The organism is Acinetobacter sp. UBA5984, assembly GCF_002429925.1.
In the GTDB taxonomy this organism is placed as follows: Bacteria; Pseudomonadota; Gammaproteobacteria; order Pseudomonadales; family Moraxellaceae; genus Acinetobacter; species Acinetobacter variabilis.
The window spans coordinates 132,816-155,354 of sequence record NZ_DJBE01000072.1 but is presented as its reverse complement, the minus strand read 5'-3'; the positions used below and the strand labels follow the sequence as shown (position 1 = coordinate 155,354).

Here is a 22,539-nt window from a genome sequence, read left to right as displayed (position 1 = left end):
AAACTTATTTCAGGACGGGACAATGATTTAAGTAAAAAAAGCCCTGTTCTAGCAGGGCTTTTTTATTGCATTGAGAAGCCTGCACGACAGTGGCATAATAGCTTCAGTTTCTATTTTTAGGTGATTTGGCAATGGCGATGCGTCCTGCTGTTCGTAACCGTGGCATCATGCTGATCGTGTTTTCAGTCGTACAATGGCTGTTCATGCGCTATATCCTTGCAAACAACCTGTTTAACCTGGACACCAATGACCGTATTGTGTACTTCTGTCTGAGCAGTATTTTAGGTGCACTTGTCATTTTTGTAGGCCTGATTTATATGGTGCTTAAAGGCAATCCTGATCAAGAATCTTAATCAGGCAAGCTGCATATTATGTACGCATTACTCAAGAATTTCTCCAAACTCCCGTTAAGATTCATTCAAAATTTGGCGAAAAGTGTTGGATCACTTCTCTATATCACGAATTCATCGATTCGCCGTACTACAGAAATTAATTTAGGAATTGCCTATCCTGAACTGTCAGCATTGGAACGCACACGACTGGCAAAACAAAGTGTCCAAAGCCAATGCATGACCTATGCCGAGTCAGTTAAAATTTGGGGTTCTGAACCTGAGTTTGCATTAAAACAAATCCGGAATATTCATCATCCAGAGATTTTTATTGATGCACTGAAAAATCCGAATGGAACTTTGGCAGTCGTTCCTCATTTTGGCACTTGGGAGCTGCTTAATGCCTGGGTGAATCAACACACTAGTCCATTCATCATGTATAAGCCAAGTAAAAATCCTGATATTGATCGGTTTATGCTGGAAGCACGGCAGCGTTTAAATGCTACCCTTGTTCCAACTGATGAAACGGGAGTACGGGCTTTATTCAAGCATCTAAAACAAGGTGGATTCGCTGCCATTCTTCCTGACCATGTGCCCAAAGAAAGTGGTGGTATTTACTCACCTTTTTATGGACAGAATGCTCTATCTTCTACCCTGCTCTCTAAATTGGCTGCAAAAACCCAATGCTCTGTGATTGGTCTAAGTTGTTTACGTCATGATGATCTAAACGGCTTTGATATTCATGTAACTGAGTTATCAATTGATATTCTCTCTAAAGACTTACAGCTTTCTGTAGATACCTTAAACAAGGAAATGGAGCGAATGATTAACATTGCTCCAGAGCAGTATTTGTGGGGATATAAACGGTTTAGGAAGTTGGAAAATGACAAAAGTTTATATTACTCATAGTAAAAATTAGCTACTTAAATTAAAACTTAAAAATTAGGTTTAAAATGAAAGATCAGAAAAAAATTCTTTTTATTATTGATCATCTTAAAGGTGGTGGTGCAGAAATTATGACTCTTAATCTTGCAAAAAAACTGCAAGAGAGAGGCTATGAAATAAACATCATAACCTTAATTAATATAAATAATTATAAAGAAAAGACTATGAGTTTCAATATTCAATCTATTGATTTTCCTATTAAATTTGTTAGTGGAAAGTTATTAATAGACAAAAAATTAGAATCTAGTAAGAAAGAACAACTCCAGTCTCTTATTGATGAAATAAAACCTGAAGCTGTTATATTAACTATTTGGTATGCATATTTAAGCATATCATTTATTAATCATCCAAATATATGGATATGGTCACAAGCAGACATTCTTCCTGAATTTAATAAAACTTTAAACCCGATTAAAATATTAAGAAATATATATAAGAAGAGAAAATTTATTAATAAATTTAAGGAAGTGTTTTCAAACAAAAATTTTATCGTACTTAATAAAGATTTAAAATTGAAATATTCTCAAATTTTAGAGAATTCTAATATAAATGTTATTTATAATGGATTAAATTTAAAAGATACAATACAATCTGAAAAGAAAGAAAAAGTATGGGATATTTGCTATGTTGGTCGTTTATCACCTTCCAAACAAATTGAACATGCTTTATTTGCTCTAAAAAATTCTCATATTATTAAAAATATGATTATTATTGGTGATGGAGCAAGAAAAGACAAACTTTTAAAATTAGTCAATCAACTAAATATTAGCGATCGTGTTCATTTTACTGGCTGGGTGGATGAGCCTATCGAGTATATTAAAAAGAGTAAAATATTAGTTCTCCCTTCTCAGACAGAAGGCTTCGGTCTTGTTATTGGAGAAGCTCTATTAAATGGCACTCATGTCGTTGCATATAATTGCAGCGAAGGAGTATCACATCAATTTTTTACCCCTGATATGCAACGCGGTCTAGTACAACCAAATAATCGTGCAGAATTAAAAAATTCTATCGAAGATATATTAGAAAATCCATATCAAATTCCCCCAAACTTATCAGAACGTTACGATATTAAAGAGATGGCTGATAAATTTATTAAGTTAATCGATTAACCGTATATATTCCGCAACAGCATAACTTTGGGTAAAAGATGGATTCAAATTTGTTGAATAATTATCTACCTCTTTTAATGCTTGATTGATTTTAAGCGAAAGTTCAAAAATATTGCCTACAGCAACGAGATTATTAGCTTGTAAAATTTCATTGGGACCTGAAGGGCAATCAGTACTTATAACGGGAATACCCAAAGCTAAAGCTTCTAAAATTACTAAACCCAACCCTTCAAAATCAGACGACAAAACCATAAATTTTGCATGCTTAATATATGGATAGGGATTTTTTTTGAAGCCTGTAAAAATAACCTTGCCTTCTATCCCTAAATCTTTAACCAATTTTTTAGAAGTTTCTAATAGTTCACCAGTCCCGACCAAAACCAGCTTTTCTTGAACATTGGCTTTTGCATAAGCTTTAATTAAAATATCATGTCGTTTCTGTTGCTTAAACTTTCCAACATTTACAATATATGGTTTTTCAATATCAGGAATATATTCATTTGCTGTTGAAACCACTTGTTCCACATCAATCGGATTATAAATTGTAGTAATCCGACTTTTTGAGCCAAATACTTTAATAAAGTCTTTTTCGACACCCTTACTTACTGCTACACAAGGCTTGGCTAAATAAACTTTATCCAACTGTTTTTTCATTCCCTCTAATCTTTCACCATATTCTAAACTCGTCGTGTTATGAATGACTAAATGAACATTCGGTAACTGACTTTTTGATAATATAAAATCAACAGGAAATAAGTTTGATAGGACAAGATCAGGGATCCCAATATTTTTAATAACAAACCGATCAAATGCTTTTGCTGCAAAACTGGCACGCATAAATTTAGGAATTGCACGATACTTTTGATAATCAAAAAAGTGAAGTTTTACGCCCTCAGGAATCGGTAAATCAATAATATTTTTAAAATAAACAATATGTGCTTCATGACCTGCATCAATTAGGCCCTTTGCCAAGGTTAAAGCAAAACGTTCAGCGCCATTTCCCTGTAAAGTAAAAATGGCTAATACGATTGTTTTTTTCATGAAGCACTAATCCTGAATAAATTTTTCTTGATCTAGATTGATCAATCTTTTTTCTGCCTTTCCCATGACCTGCAAATATCGTATAGCCATAGTTATTTGTCCCGCTAACCGCCTTTTTTTAAACTTGTATTTTTCTTTGATAGAGATGAATTCAGGTTTAAAGTGTTCAGAGCGCCCAATGGTCGAATCAAAACTCTCTTGTTGTAAGAGACCATAAGCGCCAAGCTGGTCTTCTTGAATAATCACTGCAGGTTCAACTTGCAAACACTGTAACTCATAAGCCGAAAATATAAATCCATCTGCAATTGCTGGTGCTGTTTGCGCCAAACGATTTAATAATTTTTGCGCGCCACTCGGGTAGAGGATATAACCTGCTGCTCCAGTACGATCTTGATATAATTCATATAATTTGACCTGAGTAGAACCTAAGATACACACGGGTGTCCGACTAATAATTTTTTTACGACTTCTTACTTCTAGATTAATTAAGTCCACATCTGAAAATTGATGCTGTTCAATTTCGTTTAAAATTTCTTTTGTATTGGAAGCCAATACGGCATCATCTTCAAGAATTAAACAGGGCTGATTCCTTTTTATTACTTCTTCCCAGGCTTTTTGGTGACTGAGAAAGCACGCTACCTCAACTTTACGCAAAGGCCTTTGCCAGCCAAAACCAAATTTTTGGTATTGTTCTTCACTCAGATCAGCAACTGAAAATGCTTCTAATATTTCAAAATCCAGTCCTAATTTCCCAAATTGTCTTTTTTGAAAATCACGACGATCCTGTGAACTTTTTAAATTGATAATTAAAGTATTCACAATTACCACCACCTGGTTTTTTCACGCGTATGACGCTGCTTAAAACGGGAATAGACATTATTATTTTGCTCAAGCTGAAGCCGATCAAAAATTTCCAGTACAATTTGCCCAAGTGGATGAATATCGCAGATCTGTTCCAAACGCCAGCGCATATTCCGTAAAGTATCATCTGTGCCTACCGAAAATGCAGATGTACCGTCAAATAGTGCATAACGCTGGTTTTGTAATAAATGCTGATGTTGCTGATTTACTACTAAAGACTGATCACATAAAAAACGCTCAGTTTCCTGTAGTTTTAAAGTATTAATAAGAACCACAGCATTCATAAGAATCGCTTTTAAAGTAATATCTTCATCAAAATCAATAAAAGTATCACATGCTGAAATTAGCCAGCGGATATTTAGCGACTGTATAAGAAAATCCCGTTCAGTCATCCATAATGCTTTAAATTTCGCATAATTATTTTGAGTATCAACCTCACGGCGAATCAAGACAATCAGACTGGCATGGTAATAATTTAATTTAGGCTGCCCAATAAATTCTGATTGCAGCTGTTCGATATGTTCATTGAGATCTTTGGCTGAACCATGCGTATAATTCGGAGTATCGCCCGCGATCATTTCAGTTTTTAATTGCTCAATATCAATATCATCGAATTGGGCATAAACCTTGTCAGCACCAAAGCGACGCTGATGTCGGCTAAATGAAAACCATTGTTCAAACTTACTTTTCTTTCTTACAGGCATGTTTAAACCATTTAATTTGAATTACTGCCAAGCATCCTTGATCCACTGGGATGGCAACACATACCGATACCATTTACCCCCACCACCATTAATGGCATCAGGTGGGTTAATCTCCCCATGGAAAATAATAATTTTTACGCCCTCAGGCTTTACTGGCGGCTTGAAATAAGCCATTGGAATTTTTTGTAGGCAATGGTATTTATAACTTTTGCACCAGCTATCCGGCCAATAGCTAAGTTTCCTCTTCTGGTCTACATACCAAGACAGATAAGCCTGCTCATTACGGAATTTTTGACGGATTTCATCAAAGTGTTCGCGGAAATAGGCCAACAGACCTGGAAAAGCTCCGAGCTTAAAGCGATAAACTGAACTATTCCCAGTAATACGCCATGGTCGTTTCCAGTCATGGATAATCAGAAAGTCACCCGGATGCGTAAAGAATTCATCAATATTATCGACAATGACAACATCCAGATCTAAAAATAAAGCATTGCCTTTCAAACCATAGAGATCAGGTTCAAAGGTAGATAGCTTGTTCCAGCCACGCTCAGGCGCACCTTCAGGCAATGCCAAAGGTGGAATAGGAAAGCATTGCACATTTGGATCAATCCCTTCAGTACGGTCAGTTAAACACACCATTTGAAAATCAACGGTAGTGTGTCGCTTCACCATATTGTAAAGGCGATTGACATATTCAGACCCATATTTTGTGCCCCATTTCATACAGATCACAATATTTTGCTCAGGTGATTGTTTACCCTGAGTCTTAAGGTCATTTTGCTTTGCGTTCATGCACCCATCATCCACCTATGCAATATCAGTATCATACCATTACTGGTACTGACTGAACCTATTGCTTTTCATTTCCGCACAGTTTACCGTAAATCTTATGAAAAAATATAATCTTCATTTTTTCATCACAAGAATTGAATATTTTTCCAGCAGCTTAGATCGAAATAAAGTTCATATTTGAATGATAAATATAGAACAACACTAATTTTAGTCGTTCATTACGCTTATTAGTTTATTTTTACAGTAAATATATAACTTTCCAAAATATGAAACTCGTCATTTTTCTGCAATTTATTGACTTCTCTACCTAACAACTTAATAGTTTTAGTATTTTTCCTAAGATTCAATAAAAATAAAAAAGGACTCAAACGAGTCCTTTTTTATTTACTAAACCTCTTGCGAAAGTATCGTTTTACCTAATTTTTGAATTGGCTAAAACCTTATAAAATGTAGCTTTGGGCTGTTTAAATTTTGACTAACGCAAGAAGTCTACTAATTCACTTATTTTACATAAGTTAACCAGTGTGCATATTTAGGGTCTTTACCCTGAACCGCATCAAAATAAGCTTTCTGGATTTGAGTTGTGATTGGACCACGTACGCCTTCACCAATTTGACGGTCATCATATTCACGGATTGGTGTGACTTCAGCAGCAGTACCAGTGAAGAAAGCCTCATCTGCAATATAGAATTCGTCACGGGTAATACGGCGTTCTACCACTTCATAGCCAAGATCTTTAGCAATGGTAATAATCGATTGACGAGTGATACCGTCTAGCGCGCCACCAGCGATGTCTGGAGTGTGAATTACGCCATCACGTACCAGGAATACGTTCTCGCCTGAACCTTGGCATACATAGCCTTGCGGATCAAGCAGCATTGCTTCGTCATAACCTGAATGTGCCACTTCTTGGTGAGCAAGAATCGACAATGTGTAATTACCAGATGCTTTTGCTTTACACATCGTCACGTTTGGATGATGGTGTGTGAATGATGAAGTTTTTACGCGAATACCTTTCGCCATCGCATCATCACCAAGGTAAGCACCCCAGCTCCATGCTGCAACTACAGCATGAATAGTATTGTCAGTTGCGGCAATACCCAATTTTTCAGAGCCAATAAAAATAATTGGACGTAAATAGCAAGATGCCAATTTATTTTCACGAACCACATCAATTTGCGCTTGTTCTAAAGCTGCGTGATCAAATGGAACTTTCATTTGATAAATTTTTGCAGAATTGAGCAAACGTTTGGTGTGTTCTTTCAGACGGAAAATAGCCGTTCCATTCGGGGTTTCATAAGCACGGACACCTTCAAACACACCCATGCTGTAATGCAAAGTATGTGTTAATACGTGAGTTTTCGCCTCACGCCAGTCTACTAGTTGTCCATCTTGCCAAATAAAACCATCACGATCAGCCAAATTCATGCCACAAACTCCAATTTTTCACAATTATTCACTATCCAGTGCAAATAATGCACTTGGATCAATCAGTCTTTGCCATAACTTGCAAACGGTCTTTCGGGTATCGTGCCAGTCGCTTGCAGACACTTGCATGGATTGATTTGCAAGGGCTAAGCGGTGGCTCTCGGCGCGTTCACGGAGATAAGCTTGAATCAGAGCAGTCGCATCGTCGCTGGATAAGCAACCTGATTTTGCGGCATCCTCAAGGATTCTTACATTGTCGGAGTAATGGGCGAGATCTTTATTCGTCCCACTCCAAGCTAACACCGCATACTGTGCCATAAATTCGATATCAACGATACCACCTGCATCTTGTTTTAAATGAAAAATCCCATCTTTTTTTTGCTCTTTGGAAGAACCCAGATGATCTTTCATTTTCTGACGCATTTTCAGAACTTCACTACGTACATGACAGATATCGCGTTTCTGGGTAAGAATCTTACAGCGTAGTGCTTCAAATGTCTCTCTCAGGCTATCTTCCCCAGCAATGGAGCGTGCACGTACTAAGGCCTGATGCTCCCATAACCATGCATTTTTCAACTGATATTGCTCAAATGCTTTCAGACTAGTGACCAGTAGCCCTGCTTCTCCAGAAGGACGTAGACGGGTATCGACTTCATAGACACGCCCATCCAGTGTTTGTGTGGTCATGAGCGACATAAACTTCTGTGCCACACGCATGGCAAACTCAAAACCGCTAATCGGCTTGAGACCGTCCGTATCTGCCTGCTCACCCATATAATGAATGAAGACTAGATCCAGATCCGAACCATAACCCAACTCAATGCCACCGACTTTGCCATAGCCAATGACGGCAAAAGCCGTATGTTCTATTGAGCAGCGCTGCCCTTCTGCATCCAGCGGAAAACCATGTCGTTTGGCCACAATCTGATAGGCCAGATGCAGCGCAGCATTCACCGAGACTTCTGCAATATCTGTTAAGGCATCCGAGACTTTCATTAAAGGACTTTCTGCCAGTACATCACTGGCAGCTACCGCAAGGACATTGGATTTTTTAAACAGGCGCAGCACTCGCATCTGGTCTTCGACTTGGTCAATTTCAATTCTGAGCAATTGCTGACGCAGGCTGTCTTCCAGATCCTGACGTTTAGGCAATTCGAAATCCATCGACAGGAACTCATCCAGCAATACCGGATAATGGGTAAGTTCCTCACAGATCCAGGGGCTGACAGTCGCCATCTTGACCAAACGCTGTAAAGCACCTTTACTTTCAATCAGCATCACCAGATACACCGTACGACGCATGACTGATTCAACCAATGGCATCAGGCGAACCAGTGCAACTTGCGGTTTATCTGATTCTAGAATCGCCTCTATCAGATAAGGCCAAAACGTTTTTAAACGTTGAATGGCTTTAGCTGGCAATTTTTTTAAGGCATGACCATGCCAGAATTCATGCACCAGATTTTTTGCATGATCATCCAAGACTTCATTCAGCTGTTGTTCCAACTGAGAAAAACTTTTGCCTTGAGGCTCTGGTCCATTTTCCTTGATCAAGTGCTCAAACTGGTAAATCACTTTAGCGCGTTTTTGATCCAGCACTTCCATAAAGGCGGACCAGTCTGCAAAGCCTAAAGTATCCACAATACGTTGACGTAAATCTGGCTCAGTCGGCAAACATTGGGTTTGTTGATCATGCAGCGCCTGAATAGCATGCTCTACCCGACGAAGGAATAAATAGGCATCTTCGAGATCAGTCACCGCCTGTTCATCCAGAAGTTCAGCCTCATCCAGATGATTCAAGCTGACCAGACATTGCCGATCTTGCAGCTCTAACTTGGCTCCGCCATAAATCAGCTGAAAAACCTGCACGATAAATTCAACCTCACGGATCCCGCCTGCCCCAAGCTTGATATCGTCTTCAATATTGCGGCGCTGTACTTCACGCTCAATCATTGCTTTCATTTCACGCATCGCTTCGAAAGCACTGTAATCGACATATTTACGGAAGACGAAAGGACGGGTCATATCCAGCAGTTCATCACCTTCTGGACTCGGATTGACGATGCGGGCTTTGATCCAGGCATAACGTTCCCATTCGCGGCCATGCTGGCTGAGATATTTTTCTAGTGCGGCATGACTGATGGCTAAAGCAGAACCATCACCCCAAGGGCGCAAGCGCATATCGACACGAAATACAAAACCTTCAGCAGTGATATGATCCAGCAGATAGATTAACTTTTGTCCCCATAGGATACAGAACTGCTGAACGTCAATGCATTTACGCCCATCCGTTTCACCCTGTTCATCAAAGGCAAAAATCAGGTCGATATCACTGGAAAGGTTGAGTTCCTGAGCGCCCAGTTTGCCCATCGCAATAATAATAAGATCTTGAACTTTACCGTTATAACCAACTGGCTGACCATATTTGGCGACTAGAGGAATACGGGCAAACTCTTTGGCAGCGCAAATGCAGGCATCGGCGAAATCAGACAGCTCGCGAGTCAGCGTGATGACATTGGTAAGTTGATTGGCATCCTGCCAGATCCAGCGAAACATCAGACGAGCACGTAGAATACGTAAACTACGCATCCACATGGTTTCATCACTGATATTTAATAAATTGGCCTTAATTAAGTTTTGAATCTGTTCAGTGCCGAGTGATCCCTGAAACTGATCAATTGCATAATCCTGATTCAATAGATCTTGATGATTGGCCAATACCTGTTCTGCATACTGACTGGCTCTTAAGGTTTTCTGCAATTGTACCGCGTCCATCACTCGGTGATTCCCTCAAAACTTTTATTTAGTTATAGCAGGAGTTCAGGCCGAGTGGGAACGGTTTTAAAAGAAATTTATGATTTTCAGGACTTTTCAGTATGCAGATCTTCAAGTACCAATGCCTGATGATCATTGGTCACTTTAGGTAAATACACAATAAAGGTGGTTCCAGCGCCTTCTTTAGAATCTACGGCAATCTGTCCATGGTTCAGATCTACAAAACGCTTACATAGTACCAGACCTAGACCTGCGCCTTTCTCATTGTCTGTGCCTTTTAAGCTCACCGTGAGATTTGGTCTAAACAGATTTTCCATCTGTTCTTCAGTCATACCGAGACCAGCATCCTGAACAGTGATCTTGACTTGCTCACCTTCCATTTCAGCAGCCAGAATCACCTGTCCACCCTGATCCACTGGAGTAAATTTCAGAGCATTCGATACCAGGTTCTGCAAGACCGAAGTAATCATGTTGATATCAGCATGTACCTTGATATCTTCAGGAACCTGGTCAATCAGCTCAATATTCTTTTTCAGCGCCAGACTTTTCAGTACATCACAGACAATTTTAGTAGACTGTTTTAATTCATAATTAATCGGATGATAAACAAAACGTCCACCCTCTGCCATCGCCCAGGTCAACAGACTTTCTAACAAGTTATACGTCGATTGAGCCGTATCATATAAATAATCAGAAATACTCTGGATACTGGATTCATCCAGAGTGTCACGTTCCTGCGCCAATACTTCCGAGAAGCCTAACAGGCCATGGAAAGGTGCACGCAGGTCATGAGCAATAATCTGGAAGAATTTGGTTTTACTAAAGTTTTGTGCACATTGTTGTTCGTATAACTCTTTTAGTTCAGTATGCTCTTCATTCAGTTTGACTCGCTTGACTAAAGTTTCAGCAAATTGCTGAACAATAATAATATCTTCCTGATCAAACCCTTCAGTCTGATCATCAAAGAAAACCACCTGCCCTAAAGACTGCCCTTGAGCTGATTTTAAATTAAATGCCACCAGCCGCTGATGGGCGACACCAAGGCTTTTTACGTAATCTGATAATTCTGCATATGCAGGATGATTTTGATCGATCACATCCATTTCTTGTAAATATTTAGGGATGTCCACATTCTGTGGTACGTGTAAACCGCGAAAACCGAGCGGACAGCTGTGCCAGATATAGGGTTCCGTATGGAATCCGATGATACAGGTCTTGGCGCCGAGTACTTTACGCGCGACTTTACAGAAGGTGTCTAATAAATTGTCAGAGGTATAGACACCTAAAATGAGAGATATACGGCACGAGCTTAACTGCTCCGTATTCTGACCGATCTCTAGCAGTTTTAGTTCCATGTCTGCCTCTCTGGATGTTATGGAATAGAGAATAAAAATTACAACCGACTAAATTGATACAATCAATAACAAAGATTCTATATTTACTCAACGTTAAAATCTCATTTATGGACCAAAGTATTTGTTAACTTATTTCTCTAAAGATACATTCATTGTTTCAATGCATTGATATTTAAATATTAAGAATTACTTGAGAAAATATTCTCCTTATAAAAAATTACATATAATTATTTGAAATTCCTGAATTCATTTCAAATTGTTTCGATATCACCTTAATATCCAAATTATACGAAGATAAAAACAGCTCACTTTTCTTCTGATCTTCAGGTAAATAAAAGCCTTTGAATTTTCAAATATATAGATACTACCTATTGTCACTTTCTAGAAAAGTAGAGCGCTGATAATATTAACTTTGACCTAAATCTATTTCTACCTTTTAAATATTCTTAACAATCATAAAATATTGAGAAATTTAAATAGTTTATTTATGCACTAAAACCTATTTCTTAAGTAATCAAAAATATTAAAAGTTTACATTTTTTTACAGTTAACAATGACTTATAGGAACATTCTTGAATTCTTATAAAAAATTAAAATTAATTAGAGTGAATAAAAAAGCGACAAAATGTCGCTTTTCTTTAATTCAGATTACAATCAGTTATCTGAAATCAGGGCAACTTGCTGCACATAGTTAAACAGCTTTTGCTTTGAGGCTGCCACTTCTTCTTCCGGTGCCTGATTTTTTAGATCACGATGCACACGTAAATAATGCTGACGTAAGGTATGACGCTCTGTCGCATTATAGGTTTTGGTAAATTCGTTAATCGCAGGATCACCATCTTTCACGATACGGTCAACCCAACGCTGCAATTGTGCTGTCTTTTTCAAACCCTGTTTCGGAGTCAGATAAGACAGAATCACGGTTTCATTTTCATTACGGAGTAATTTACCAATACGTGAAAATTGACGACGGCGTGCTTCATGTGAACTGATTTGCTGGACATCCAGCAAAGCTTCAATCAGACGCTCTTCAACGGGTAAATTTTTAATTTGTTTCGCACTCAGTTCTGCCAACTGTGCGCCTAAAGCAGCCATACGCTGAACTGCTTTTTTCTGTTCGGTTTTACTTGCGCGTCCCTCTAAAGATTCAAAGTCTTCTTCAGTTAAACTGCTCGGTCGACGTGCCACGATTAATCTGCCTCATAAAATTTTGCCGCAAACAGTGCCTGAATTTCAGATAAAGCCTTTTCCTCATCTGCACCTTCAATCACTAAGCGTAAAGTTGTTCCTTTGCCCGCACCAAGCATCAGCAAGGACATAATATTTTTGGCATCAACCAATTTGTCCGACTTGCCAATCTGGATACTGGAACGAAATTTGGTGGTAACTTCAATGAGTTTACCTGACGCACGCGCATGTAAACCTAGTTTATTAATTACGTCAACAGTCGTATCAATCATGACCAGTGCTTCATTTCTCGGTGGAGGACTTGAATAGACCATTTTGCCTCAAGCGCTTTTTTTAGTCTATCCACAATATAAACAGAACGATGTTGGCCGCCAGTACAACCAATTGAGATGGTCATATAATGACGATGACCCTCAGCAAAGGTCGGCAGCCATTTGTCTAAAAAGTGATAAATATCCTGAAACATGTCTTCGACCTGATCACTTTTCTCCAGGAATTCCTGTACTGATTGATCGAGGCCTGAGTATTTGCGCAGTTCGAGTTCCCAATGCGGATTCGGCAAATGACGGACATCAAAAACATAATCAGCATCCAAAGGAATTCCATGCTTATAGCCAAAAGATTGCAGAATCACAATCAGGTTATCGGTCTGCCCCAGCTTGTACAGCAAGGTATGTTTCAGATCATGCACGCTTTTATCGGTGGTATCGATATGCACTGTGGAACGGAGTTGGATCGGCATTAGCAGGACTTTTTCTTCCTGAATACACTGATGCAGGCTCTTAAAACGAGCAGCCAAAGGATGCGGACGGCGTGATGCACTGAAACGGGCAATCAGCTCCTGATCCTGCGTGGTCAGATAGATGACATCTACCGTACCATGCTGTTGCAACTGTTCAAATACATGGTCGAATTCCTGCAAATCTGCACGGGTACTACGTACATCCACCCCAAGCGCTAACTGTTCCAGATTATTTTCACAATCCAGCTTCGCCACAATTTCAGGAAGTAAGGCCAAAGGCAGATTATCAATACAGTAATAACCCAAGTCTTCAAGTACCTGCAATGCAGAAGATTTACCTGAGCCAGATTGTCCTGTCATAATTAAAATGCGCTTCATGCCTTACGATCCTTTTACTTATCCAGCTGCGTATTTGATCTGCAGATTATCAATCAGACGAGTTTTTCCTAATTTTGCCGCGATCAGAATCACGACATCCTGATTAAACTCATCAATTTTCTGTAATTCCGGTGTACGGGCTTCTACATAGTCCACTACCAGACCTGCATCTGTCAAAGTTTGGCGGATACCTGCCAGTGCTTCCTCCAAAGTTTTACCTGCATGTAACTGCTGCTCAGCAGTTTTCAGACTTTGAAAAATAACCGGTGCTGTCGCACGTTCCTGCTCGCTTAGATAGCCATTGCGTGAACTGAGTGCCAGACCATCTTCAGCACGGGCAATTGGTACACCAATCACTTCCAGCGGAATATTGAGGTCTTGAACAAACTGACGAATCACAGCCAGTTGCTGATAGTCTTTCTGACCAAAGAAGGCATAGTTGGGCTGAACAATATTAAATAATTTAGTCACCACGACCGCTACACCATCAAAATGACCTGGACGCTGTAAGCCGCACAGGTCATTGGTGATACCAGACACACTGATATTGGTTAGACGTGGCTTGTTACCATACATCTGCTCTACCGTTGGGGCAAAGACAATGTCACAACCTACATCTGCCAGTAACTGCTGATCCTGTTCTAAAGTACGTGGATAATTATCAAAATCTTCATTTGGTCCAAACTGGATCGGATTAACGAAAATACTCACAACAACGACATCACACAGTTTACGCGCCTCACGCACCAGATTCAGATGCCCCTGATGCAGGTTACCCATGGTCGGGACAAAACCAATAATTTTACGCGCAGAACGTGCAGGATTGAGCGAAGCAGATAATCCTTGGATGGTTGTTTCTGTTTTCATGTTACAACTCGACTTGGAATGTTTGTTCAGGTGCTGGGAATGAACCATCTAACACAGCCGCATGATAGGCCTTAAATGCATCCAGAATTGCAGTCGCACCAGACTGTTCTTTCATAAAGTTACGTACAAATTTTGCGGTGTGGCCAAAGGTCAGACCGAGCATGTCCTGAACGACCAGTACCTGACCATCAGTGGCTGCCCCTGCTCCAATGCCAATCACCGGAATATGCGGGAATAGTTCAGTAATTTCCTGACCCAATTGTGCAGGCACACATTCCAGTAACAACACTGCTGCACCGGCTTCAACCACCGCCTTACAGTCAGCAATCAGTTGATCGGCCGCTTCACGGGTACGAGCCTGTAGCTTATAGCCACCAAAGACATGCACCGACTGTGGAGTGAGACCCAAGTGAACACAGACTGGAATCCCGTTACGGGTTAGAATCTGAACGGTTTCCGCCAACCAGGTACCACCTTCCATCTTGACCATTTGTGCACCGGCTTGCATCACCGTTTTTGAGCTTTGTAACGCATCATTCAGAGTGGCATAACTCATAAATGGCAGATCAGTCATAATCAGTGCATGCTTATTGCCACGGCGAACCGCTGCGGTATGGTAAGCCATATCTTCTACAGTCACAGGCAAGGTTGAATCACGACCCTGAATCGACATACCCAAAGAGTCGCCAATCAGAATACTGTCAACTTCAGCAATTTCCATGGCTTTGGCCATACTGGCATCATAGCAAGTCAGGCAAGAAAATTTGCGTCCTTCCGCTTTATATCGTCTTAAATCACTGAGACTGATCATGAAGATGTTCCTCTATTATTGAAGTTCTCTCGAACATGCCAATAATTAAAAATTAAATATTTGCCCAATTCGTGNNAGCTGCAAGTTGGCATCAATATCCAGTAATGGCACCAATACAAAATCACGTTCCAGCACGCCCACATGCGGTACGGTTAACCGTTCATTTTGAATCTGCTCATCACCGTAAATGAGCAGATCCAGATCCAAGGTACGCTCACCCCAATGGCGTAGACGTACACGCCCAGCCTCCTGTTCGAAGGTTTGCAAACGATCCAGCAGATCCAGCGGTGCTAGATCCGTAATTAACTGTACGACAGCATTAAAATAATTGGGCTGATCTTGTGGCCCCATAGGTGGGCTTTGATATAGATGCGAGGTTTTGACCTGTCCCAGACTTGCCAGCTTTTGCACGGCTTCAGCCAGAATCTGGCGTGAATCGCCCAGGTTACTTCCTAAACCGATATAGGTCACTGTCATTGTGTAGGCCCAAAAATAACCTGGCTTAAATCACGCTGCACCCGTTTACGCTTGGTAATTGGATGGTCTGCACCAATGTCACCGCTGGCACCGGCCGCCACATGAGAAACCGGTTTGCTACGCTCATTCTCAAATTTGGCTTTACGCGCACGACGGCTACGTGGTTCCGGCTCATTCACCAGAGGTTCAATCTCGGTTACTACATCTTGTGCAGCCAGACGCTGTTCCAGATGTTCTTCCTGAGAAGCCTTGCGACGGCTCTTGGCACGCTGACGATTATATTGGGCAATGGCACGCTCTTTTTCATCGCTGCTCATTTGCTGATAGGCTTCCCACCAACTTCCCATGCCCTGTGCAGTTTCATCGCCTGATTTTTCACGCAGCAACAAAAAGTCAAAGCCGGCACGGAAACGTGCATGACCTGATAATGCTTCAATTTGCTGTGGTTTTGGATTGAGCAAGCGGGTTTGCATTTCCCAGACTTCACGAATGAAAGTTTCCGCAAAGCGTGGAATCACGGTACGAGTGGCCTGACGTTTCAGTACATCCAGTCCTGCCTGCGCACGTGCTTCCGCCGGCACTACACCTTTGGACAGATAGAAATCACAGCGCTCCAGGAACGGTTGCCACAACAATACCGCATAGAAGAAAGCCGGGTTGATGGTCTTGCCAATTGAAATACGCTGATCGGTATTTTTCGCTGCCAGTTCAATAAATGCAGTAATGTTTGGTTTGATATCCGCAAACAGCTGACGCCAGATGCCAAAATCGATCAGCATTGGCATCACACGATTCAGATGTCCCATAGTGAATAGCTTTTGCGATTCATCATAGAGACGGTGTGGAGACACATCACGTAGAAGCTGGGTCATTTCCGGAGTGAAAATATCCAGAATGGCTTCATCAATACTGAAATTGAGTTTGGCTGCAAAACGTAAAGTTCGCAGCATCCGAACCGGATCTTCCTCAAATCTTAAAGTCGGATCACCCAGTAAACGCAGTGTTTTATGTTTAATATCATCTACTGCATTGCAAAAATCCAGCACGATACCTTTGCGTGGCTGATAATACATGGCATTGATTGAAAAATCTCGACGAGCAAAATCCTGCTCAATGGTGCCCCAGTTATTATCGCGCAGGATCATCCCTGCTGCAGAGGTCACCGCTTTTTTAGGAGGCGCACGGAAAGTTGCCACTTCAACCAGTTCACGGCCCGAATAGACATGCGCCAGCTCGAAACGTCGTCCGATAATCCGACAACGCCGTCCGAACACTTCTTTAACCTGAGCTGGTGTAGCATTGGTCACTGCATCGAAATCTTTGGGATTTAAACCCAGCATCAGATCCCGGACACCACCACCTACGATATAAGCTTCATAGCCTGCCTTAGTTAAGGCATCAATCACATCGAGAATATAAGAAGGTAATTGAGCGGTTGATAAACCACATTTTGACGCGCGCAAAGTTTGCAAAAGACGCTGTCTCCTACGTCTGAACGTAAAATTCTAAGATGACGCTAATCATATCGCTTACACCGCTAAAGGGCAATTTGATTATGTCATTCTCATGGTTCAGATGGATGGCTTATTTACGCTAAATTCAGCAGGGTTACAAAGCCAGTCTATCCTTGTTTTTGGCAAATAAGGCCGGCCCGATTCCTTTGACCTGTTGAATATCTTCAATTGTTTTAAATTTACCGTTTTTCTGCCGGTATTCAATGATCGCTTCCGCTTTCTTCTGCCCGATGCCATTTAACTGCTGTAACTGCTCGATACTGGCCTGATTCAAGCTAATTTTATCAGTAGCTGAAGAGGCGGATAATGCAGGTTTAGCCAGATAATGATTGTTTTCAGAAACGGGGGTAGCAGCAGCAATTTTCTTCTTCAGGCGTGCATCATGCTGCTGCTGACGTACTTTCCATTCTGCATAATCGGTTGCAGTTGCATGTACTGTTTCAATTGAAGTATAGGCCAGCCAAATGCCTAGCAGGACAGTATTAATCCATGCCGGACCTATGCGATGTTGTACTTTGTTCATGAGCGGCTCTTTGTTTTAATTCTAATTTGGCCTGTTCCCAGAGCTGATCCAATTCAGCCAATGACAGGCTTTCCAGGTTGAGTTGCTGTTGTTCTGCCTGATCTTCCATCAGGGCAAAGCGGGTCCGGAATTTATGGATTGTGCCCAATAATGCCATCTCGCTTGAGACACCAAGTTTACGACCAACATTCACCAGTGAAAATAAGCAGTCGCCAAATTCTTCGAGTATTTCATCGGAATTTTGTCCAGCAACGGCTTCTTTTAGCTCATCCAGTTCTTCTTCCAGCTTGCCATAGGCACCCGCGACATCTGGAAAATCAAAGCCGATTTTGGCGACATTTTTCTGGATCTCATCCGCCTGTTGCAGTGCGGGTGCATGCTTAACCTCATCCAAACGTGAACGTGGCTTACCCTGTTTTTCTTTCTGCTTGATTTCTTTCCAGAGCACCGAGACATCTTCAGGGCTCAGCTGTGCAAACTGTTCCGCCTGAAACACATGCGGATGACGACGGATCAGTTTATCGGTAATCGCCTGCACCACATCCTGAAAATCAAAAGCGCCCTGCTCGCTATACATTTGTGACTGAAATACGACCTGTAAGAGCAAATCACCCAGTTCATCCCGCACCTCATCAGCTTGGCCAGAACGCACCGCTGCTTCAACTTCATAGGCTTCCTCAATCGCATATTTGGTCAGAGATTCGGGAGTTTGCTGCCGATCCCATGGACATTTTTCACGTAACTCACGCATGACTTGGAGTAATTGTTCCACTGTAAAACCTCTTCTTTACCAAATAGCCGCATTATTTTGCCTGTTTCTTCCTATGCTCAAGAAAAAAAGACAATAAGGAGATCAAGCACATGCACAGTATATTGATTAGTGGTGCAGCACAAGGAATTGGTGCCGCGACAGCTAAGCTATTTTACCAGCAAGGTTATAAAGTCGGAATTTATGATATTAATCATGAACAGGCAGAACAATTGGCCCAGCAACTCGGTGAACATGCCAAAGCCGGCTTTCTGGATGTAACCGATTATACTTCATGGGAAAGAGCCTTATCTGAATTCGCATCCTGGGCCGGTGAAATCAATATTCTGGTAAATAACGCCGGAATTTTATATTCCGGTCCTTTTGAAGAAACCAATATTACAGATCACCATCGTACCCTTGACGTGAATATCAAAGGCGTCCTGAATAGCTGTCATGCTATGCTGCTTTGCCCTATTTAAAGCAGGCTTCCTTTGCTCGGGTCATTAACCTATCTTCAGCATCAGCGATTTATGGCCAAGCGGATCTGGCTTCCTATGCAACCAGCAAATTTGCGGTTCGTGGTTTGACTGAAGGCTTGGATATTGAATGGCAAAAATATAGCATTCGGGTATTCGATGTGATGCCGCTTTTTGTTAGCACTGCAATGGTGAAAGATATGCAGGCTGAAAGTATCAAAAAAATGGGCGTGCATCTAAAAGCTGAGGATGTAGTGCAGGATATTTTCAAACTGGCACAGCTAAAAGATTCAATTTGGCAAGTGACGCATCATCCGGTCGGATTCAAGAGTAAGTTTTTATTTCACTTATCTCGAATAAGTCCACAGTTCGTTAACCGGCTGAGTAATTTAATGATTGCCAAACAATAAGAAATATTTTGGGCTTACTCTACTTTTAAACAGCTTGATGAATCTGAATCGCTGGAAATCTTAGGCCTTTACAGGAATGCTCGCTTTGCCAGGCCACAGTGAGCATGCAACCCGCTAAGATATAGTTTTGATAGGCATAAATTCCAATTTCTGGATGTTCACAACGTCCTCCATCCTGATGTGGATGAATCTGGGTATTCAGCTCATTCAGGTTTATCCGGATTCCAAGTCCTGACGCTTTTAGGACTGCCTCCTTGGTGGTCCAGACTTTAAACCAGTATTCAGGATCATAATGTAATGCTTGCCACTGTTTCAGCTCTTCAGGATGAAAAGCATGTTGGGCTAAGGCTTCAAAACGTACATTTCGATTAAGTTCTTCGATATCGATCCCCAAATTCTGAATACTTTTGCTTGTTGCTAATGCATAGAAGTTTTGGCTATGAGTATGATTAAAGCCAAAGTCTGGATAGGCCGGAAGATAGGGTTTGCCGTATTCGGTGGCAGCAAAATCTGAAGACTGGACCGGTCGATTGAGTTGTTTTGAAAGTAACTGATTACGATAGTTATAAATTAATTGTTTACGCTGCTGAATATAGGTTTTCCGATCTAAGTCTTGTAAATGTCTAAATCGTGGTGCCAGCGCAATCCAATCAATATGAATAATAAACTTCAAAAATAGTCGCCCTTATAAAAAATGTTACTTTTAGGGCTTTCAGTATAAATCAACCTGATTGCCTCTCTGACAAACTATAGCTAATATCTTAAAATATATTTTAATAAAACTTAAATAAAACAATAAAATATACTGTAAATCAAAATAAATAATTGAGCTTTCAAGCTATTTTTAATTGAATAAAAAATAGTTACAATCCAACTACAATTTTATACATAGAAAAAACAGAGGGTCATATCTTTAAGCAAATCATACTCAGTACTGCAATTGCTGCACTATCATTTTCAACACAAGCTGGCTCTTGGCTAGAAGCTGCTACTGCAGTTATGGGAGCTAGAAACGGCGCAATCATGGATCAGGCTGAAGCAAATATGGAGCGTAGCCGCGCACAGGCGAATGCTGCTGTTGCACGTGCAGACCGTGCTTATGCTTCCAATTATAATAATGCTTCAAATCAAAATAACGGTGTCTACTCAACAACATACTTAAAAGGATTAGATTGTACAGATTTGGCAGTAGAAGCGCGCAGCTTTGAACGCACCTTAGAAGCAAGTCAAAATGCACTCAACCAGGCGAATGCTCAAGCCAATAATCCTGTTTCTAAATTGGCAGGTATTGCAAGTGGTGCATTATCTGCTTTTGCAGGTCAATCACAAACAGTTGCGCGCGCAACTGAAATTACCAATGCTTTTACTGGCAATAACAATCAAAATAATATTGCTGCTTCTCAAGCCGATGCTGACGTAGCTTTAGCTAATCTTGAAAATATCCGTATTTATCAAAAAGCAAAAAAATGCTCAATCTAAAATATGAATAAATAAAAAAGCCTGCTTTTGCAGGCTTTTTTATTTAAATATGGCAATTAACCACGTTTAAATTTTTTCTCGGCTTTCTTGAATTTTTGTACATAACGACGGCGACGCGCAGCAGTACGTTCATCCAATTGTGACTTACGGCCTTCAAACGGGTTCTCTGAGGTTTTAAATTCAATTTTTACCGGTGTACCTTCAAGTTTGTACACTTTACGGAATACGTTTTCTAGGTAGCGGCGATAGTCCGCAGGTGTCTTATCTACCTTATTACCGTGAACCACGATGGTCGGTGGATTCTGTCCGCCCATATGCGCATAACGCATCTTGATACGACGACCTTGTACAGTAGGTGGTTGGTGCGCTTCAGTGGCATCATTCAGGATCTGGGTCAACTTCGCTGGTGATACTTTCAGATGTGAAGAATCATAAGCACGGTGAATCGATGGATACATCTCCCCGACCCCTGTACCATGTAACGCAGAAATCAGGTGGATTTTAGCCCAAGGAATAAAGTCAAAACGACGCTCTACATCGAGCTTACATTGTTTACGATCATATTCAGACATGTTGTCCCATTTATTGATCGCAATCACCATGGCACGGCCAGCTTCCAGCGCATAACCGATCAGGTGCAAGTCCTGCTCTACAATGCCTTCACGAGCATCCACCACGATCACCACTACGTGCGCGTCTTTCATCGCCTGTAAGGTTTTCACAATTGAGAATTTCTCAATCATTTCATCAACCTTACCTTTACGGCGTACCCCAGCGGTATCAATCAGGGTGTATTGACGACCATCACGCTCAAAAGGAATATAGATCGAGTCACGCGTCGTTCCTGGCTGGTCAAACGCTACAACACGCTCTTCACCCAATAGACGGTTTACCAGTGTCGATTTACCTACGTTTGGACGACCAATAATTGCAAGACGTAGACCAGTATTCTTGTCATGTTCTTCCGGACTTTCATCTTCAGGCACACCTTCAAGTACTTCTTCCAGCATTTGCTGTACGCCACGGCCGTGGCTGGCAGCAACCTGCATAGGCTCACCCATACCGAGTTTATAAAACTCAACCAGAGCAGCTTCAGCATGTACACCATCAACTTTGTTAGCTACAAGGAAAACTTTCTTGCCCAAAGTACGCAGTTCACGAGCGATCTGTTCATCAGATGCCAGTAATCCGGCACGTGCATCGACCACAAAAATGATCATGTCAGCTTCATGGATCGCGGTTTTAGACTGCTCAGCCATGTAGGAGTCAATACCACCTTCATTTTCACCGATACCACCGGTATCTACGACAATGAAAGATTTGTTTTGATAGATCGCATCACCATATTTACGGTCGCGTGTCAGACCTGCAAAGTCTGCCACCAATGCGTCACGGCTCTTGGTTATCTGGTTAAACAGAGTTGATTTTCCGACGTTCGGACGACCAATGAGCGCAATTACGGGTTTCATAGATTAACCTTTATTCAATATCAGGCTGTCTAAAAATGGCCTGAACATCAGAAAGTTTTGGAAGAAAAAGGGAATAGGATTAAAGCCTAAAATAAATAAAAACACGGGGCATTGA

At 41.1% G+C, this 22,539-nt stretch carries 21 protein-coding genes and 2 pseudogenes; 5 read left to right on the top strand and 18 right to left on the bottom strand.

Annotation, left to right across the window (positions count from 1 at the left end):
- Positions 1-131: 131 nt before the first annotated feature.
- From B3J29_RS12410 to B3J29_RS12400, 3 genes are read left to right on the top strand one after another with little or no spacing between them, the layout of a single operon-like run.
- Positions 132-353, top strand: a complete 222-nt coding sequence (locus B3J29_RS12410; RefSeq protein ID WP_005232078.1) for a hypothetical protein — start codon at positions 132-134, stop codon at positions 351-353.
- Between the two features lie 18 nt (positions 354-371).
- Positions 372-1,238 carry a lysophospholipid acyltransferase family protein gene (locus B3J29_RS12405; RefSeq protein ID WP_005232084.1) on the top strand — a complete coding sequence of 289 codons (867 nt, stop codon included), beginning with the start codon at positions 372-374 and terminating at the stop codon, positions 1,236-1,238.
- 44 nt (positions 1,239-1,282) lie between these two features.
- Positions 1,283-2,383 carry a glycosyltransferase gene (locus tag B3J29_RS12400; RefSeq protein WP_005232086.1) on the top strand — a complete coding sequence of 367 codons (1,101 nt, stop codon included), beginning with the start codon at positions 1,283-1,285 and terminating at the stop codon, positions 2,381-2,383.
- On the opposite strand, the gene B3J29_RS12395 is transcribed toward B3J29_RS12400, so the two are convergent.
- The 16 genes and pseudogenes from B3J29_RS12395 to mazG form a co-directional block, all read right to left on the bottom strand.
- Entirely contained in the window at positions 2,372-3,424 is a 1,053-nt protein-coding gene (locus B3J29_RS12395) for a glycosyltransferase (RefSeq protein ID WP_005232088.1), read from the bottom strand. The genes B3J29_RS12400 and B3J29_RS12395 overlap by 12 nt on opposite strands.
- 6 nt (positions 3,425-3,430) lie before the next feature.
- On the bottom strand, positions 3,431-4,243 hold the full coding sequence (locus B3J29_RS12390) for a glycosyltransferase family 25 protein (protein WP_005232090.1): 813 nt from the start codon (positions 4,241-4,243) through the stop codon (positions 3,431-3,433).
- Between the two features lie 2 nt (positions 4,244-4,245).
- Entirely contained in the window at positions 4,246-4,989 is a 744-nt protein-coding gene (locus B3J29_RS12385; RefSeq protein WP_005232091.1) for a hypothetical protein, read from the bottom strand.
- A gap of 21 nt (positions 4,990-5,010) precedes the next feature.
- Positions 5,011-5,781 (bottom strand): hypothetical protein, encoded by a 771-nt coding sequence (locus B3J29_RS12380; RefSeq protein ID WP_005232093.1) that lies wholly within the window; start codon positions 5,779-5,781, stop codon positions 5,011-5,013.
- A 501-nt stretch (positions 5,782-6,282) separates the two neighbouring features.
- Entirely contained in the window at positions 6,283-7,209 is a 927-nt protein-coding gene (locus tag B3J29_RS12375; protein ID WP_005232095.1) for a branched-chain amino acid transaminase, read from the bottom strand.
- A 24-nt stretch (positions 7,210-7,233) separates the two neighbouring features.
- Positions 7,234-9,984 (bottom strand): bifunctional [glutamate--ammonia ligase]-adenylyl-L-tyrosine phosphorylase/[glutamate--ammonia-ligase] adenylyltransferase, encoded by a 2,751-nt coding sequence (glnE, locus tag B3J29_RS12370; protein ID WP_034580256.1) that lies wholly within the window; start codon positions 9,982-9,984, stop codon positions 7,234-7,236.
- Positions 9,985-10,070: 86 nt separating this feature from the next.
- Positions 10,071-11,339, bottom strand: a complete 1,269-nt coding sequence (locus B3J29_RS12365; RefSeq protein ID WP_005232098.1) for a sensor histidine kinase — start codon at positions 11,337-11,339, stop codon at positions 10,071-10,073.
- A gap of 654 nt (positions 11,340-11,993) precedes the next feature.
- Positions 11,994-12,527: a ribosome biogenesis factor YjgA gene (gene yjgA, locus B3J29_RS12360; RefSeq protein WP_005232100.1), complete on the bottom strand. Its 534-nt coding sequence runs from the start codon at positions 12,525-12,527 to the stop codon at positions 11,994-11,996.
- A gap of 2 nt (positions 12,528-12,529) precedes the next feature.
- Complete coding sequence (locus B3J29_RS12355; protein WP_034169914.1) at positions 12,530-12,799, bottom strand: HPr family phosphocarrier protein; 270 nt, start codon at positions 12,797-12,799, stop codon at positions 12,530-12,532.
- Positions 12,796-13,647, bottom strand: coding sequence for an RNase adapter RapZ (rapZ, locus tag B3J29_RS12350; protein ID WP_005232102.1), 852 nt, complete (start codon positions 13,645-13,647; stop codon positions 12,796-12,798). The genes B3J29_RS12355 and rapZ overlap by 4 nt, the downstream gene beginning before the upstream one ends.
- 18 nt (positions 13,648-13,665) lie before the next feature.
- Positions 13,666-14,514 (bottom strand): pantoate--beta-alanine ligase, encoded by an 849-nt coding sequence (gene panC, locus B3J29_RS12345; protein WP_005232104.1) that lies wholly within the window; start codon positions 14,512-14,514, stop codon positions 13,666-13,668.
- 1 nt (position 14,515) lies between these two features.
- Positions 14,516-15,325, bottom strand: coding sequence for a 3-methyl-2-oxobutanoate hydroxymethyltransferase (panB, locus tag B3J29_RS12340; RefSeq protein WP_005232106.1), 810 nt, complete (start codon positions 15,323-15,325; stop codon positions 14,516-14,518).
- 81 nt (positions 15,326-15,406) lie between these two features.
- Positions 15,407-15,802 (bottom strand): annotated as a pseudogene (gene folK, locus B3J29_RS12335) (2-amino-4-hydroxy-6-hydroxymethyldihydropteridine diphosphokinase); the annotation flags it as partial.
- Positions 15,799-17,274 (bottom strand): polynucleotide adenylyltransferase PcnB, encoded by a 1,476-nt coding sequence (gene pcnB, locus B3J29_RS12330; RefSeq protein ID WP_005232109.1) that lies wholly within the window; start codon positions 17,272-17,274, stop codon positions 15,799-15,801. The gene pcnB and the pseudogene folK, both read right to left, overlap by 4 nt.
- A gap of 136 nt (positions 17,275-17,410) precedes the next feature.
- Complete coding sequence (locus tag B3J29_RS12325; RefSeq protein WP_005232111.1) at positions 17,411-17,839, bottom strand: ComEA family DNA-binding protein; 429 nt, start codon at positions 17,837-17,839, stop codon at positions 17,411-17,413.
- On the bottom strand, positions 17,799-18,611 hold the full coding sequence (gene mazG / locus B3J29_RS12320; RefSeq protein ID WP_005232113.1) for a nucleoside triphosphate pyrophosphohydrolase: 813 nt from the start codon (positions 18,609-18,611) through the stop codon (positions 17,799-17,801). The genes B3J29_RS12325 and mazG overlap by 41 nt, the downstream gene beginning before the upstream one ends.
- 89 nt (positions 18,612-18,700) lie before the next feature.
- Here mazG and B3J29_RS12315 point away from each other — a divergent pair.
- Positions 18,701-19,476: pseudogene (locus B3J29_RS12315) on the top strand (SDR family oxidoreductase).
- Between the two features lie 25 nt (positions 19,477-19,501).
- On the opposite strand, the gene B3J29_RS12310 reads toward B3J29_RS12315, so the two are convergent.
- Positions 19,502-20,122, bottom strand: coding sequence for a 4'-phosphopantetheinyl transferase family protein (locus B3J29_RS12310; RefSeq protein ID WP_051069686.1), 621 nt, complete (start codon positions 20,120-20,122; stop codon positions 19,502-19,504).
- Positions 20,123-20,475: 353 nt separating this feature from the next.
- On the opposite strand from B3J29_RS12310, the gene B3J29_RS12305 reads away from it, so the two are divergent.
- The gene (locus tag B3J29_RS12305; RefSeq protein ID WP_286965682.1) at positions 20,476-20,955 is read left to right on the top strand and encodes a hypothetical protein; all 480 of its coding nucleotides are present in this window, start codon (positions 20,476-20,478) and stop codon (positions 20,953-20,955) included.
- Between the two features lie 56 nt (positions 20,956-21,011).
- Here the strand turns inward: B3J29_RS12305 and der are convergent, their stop codons facing one another.
- Positions 21,012-22,424, bottom strand: a complete 1,413-nt coding sequence (gene der / locus B3J29_RS12300; protein WP_005232122.1) for a ribosome biogenesis GTPase Der — start codon at positions 22,422-22,424, stop codon at positions 21,012-21,014.
- Positions 22,425-22,539: the final 115 nt, after the last annotated feature.

Coding starts and splice junctions, on each gene's coding strand:
- B3J29_RS12410 (WP_005232078.1), top strand. CDS start 132: ATGGCGATGCGTCCTGCTGTTCGTAACCGTGGCATCATGCTGATCGTG.
- B3J29_RS12405 (WP_005232084.1), top strand. CDS start 372: ATGTACGCATTACTCAAGAATTTCTCCAAACTCCCGTTAAGATTCATT.
- B3J29_RS12400 (WP_005232086.1), top strand. CDS start 1,283: ATGAAAGATCAGAAAAAAATTCTTTTTATTATTGATCATCTTAAAGGT.
- B3J29_RS12395 (WP_005232088.1), bottom strand. CDS start 3,424: ATGAAAAAAACAATCGTATTAGCCATTTTTACTTTACAGGGAAATGGC.
- B3J29_RS12385 (WP_005232091.1), bottom strand. CDS start 4,989: ATGCCTGTAAGAAAGAAAAGTAAGTTTGAACAATGGTTTTCATTTAGC.
- B3J29_RS12380 (WP_005232093.1), bottom strand. CDS start 5,781: ATGAACGCAAAGCAAAATGACCTTAAGACTCAGGGTAAACAATCACCT.
- B3J29_RS12375 (WP_005232095.1), bottom strand. CDS start 7,209: ATGAATTTGGCTGATCGTGATGGTTTTATTTGGCAAGATGGACAACTA.
- glnE (WP_034580256.1), bottom strand. CDS start 9,984: ATGGACGCGGTACAATTGCAGAAAACCTTAAGAGCCAGTCAGTATGCA.
- B3J29_RS12365 (WP_005232098.1), bottom strand. CDS start 11,339: ATGGAACTAAAACTGCTAGAGATCGGTCAGAATACGGAGCAGTTAAGC.
- B3J29_RS12355 (WP_034169914.1), bottom strand. CDS start 12,799: ATGATTGATACGACTGTTGACGTAATTAATAAACTAGGTTTACATGCG.
- rapZ (WP_005232102.1), bottom strand. CDS start 13,647: ATGAAGCGCATTTTAATTATGACAGGACAATCTGGCTCAGGTAAATCT.
- panC (WP_005232104.1), bottom strand. CDS start 14,514: ATGAAAACAGAAACAACCATCCAAGGATTATCTGCTTCGCTCAATCCT.
- panB (WP_005232106.1), bottom strand. CDS start 15,325: ATGATCAGTCTCAGTGATTTAAGACGATATAAAGCGGAAGGACGCAAA.
- B3J29_RS12325 (WP_005232111.1), bottom strand. CDS start 17,839: ATGAACAAAGTACAACATCGCATAGGTCCGGCATGGATTAATACTGTC.
- B3J29_RS12305 (WP_286965682.1), top strand. CDS start 20,476: ATGGGAGCTAGAAACGGCGCAATCATGGATCAGGCTGAAGCAAATATG.
- der (WP_005232122.1), bottom strand. CDS start 22,424: ATGAAACCCGTAATTGCGCTCATTGGTCGTCCGAACGTCGGAAAATCA.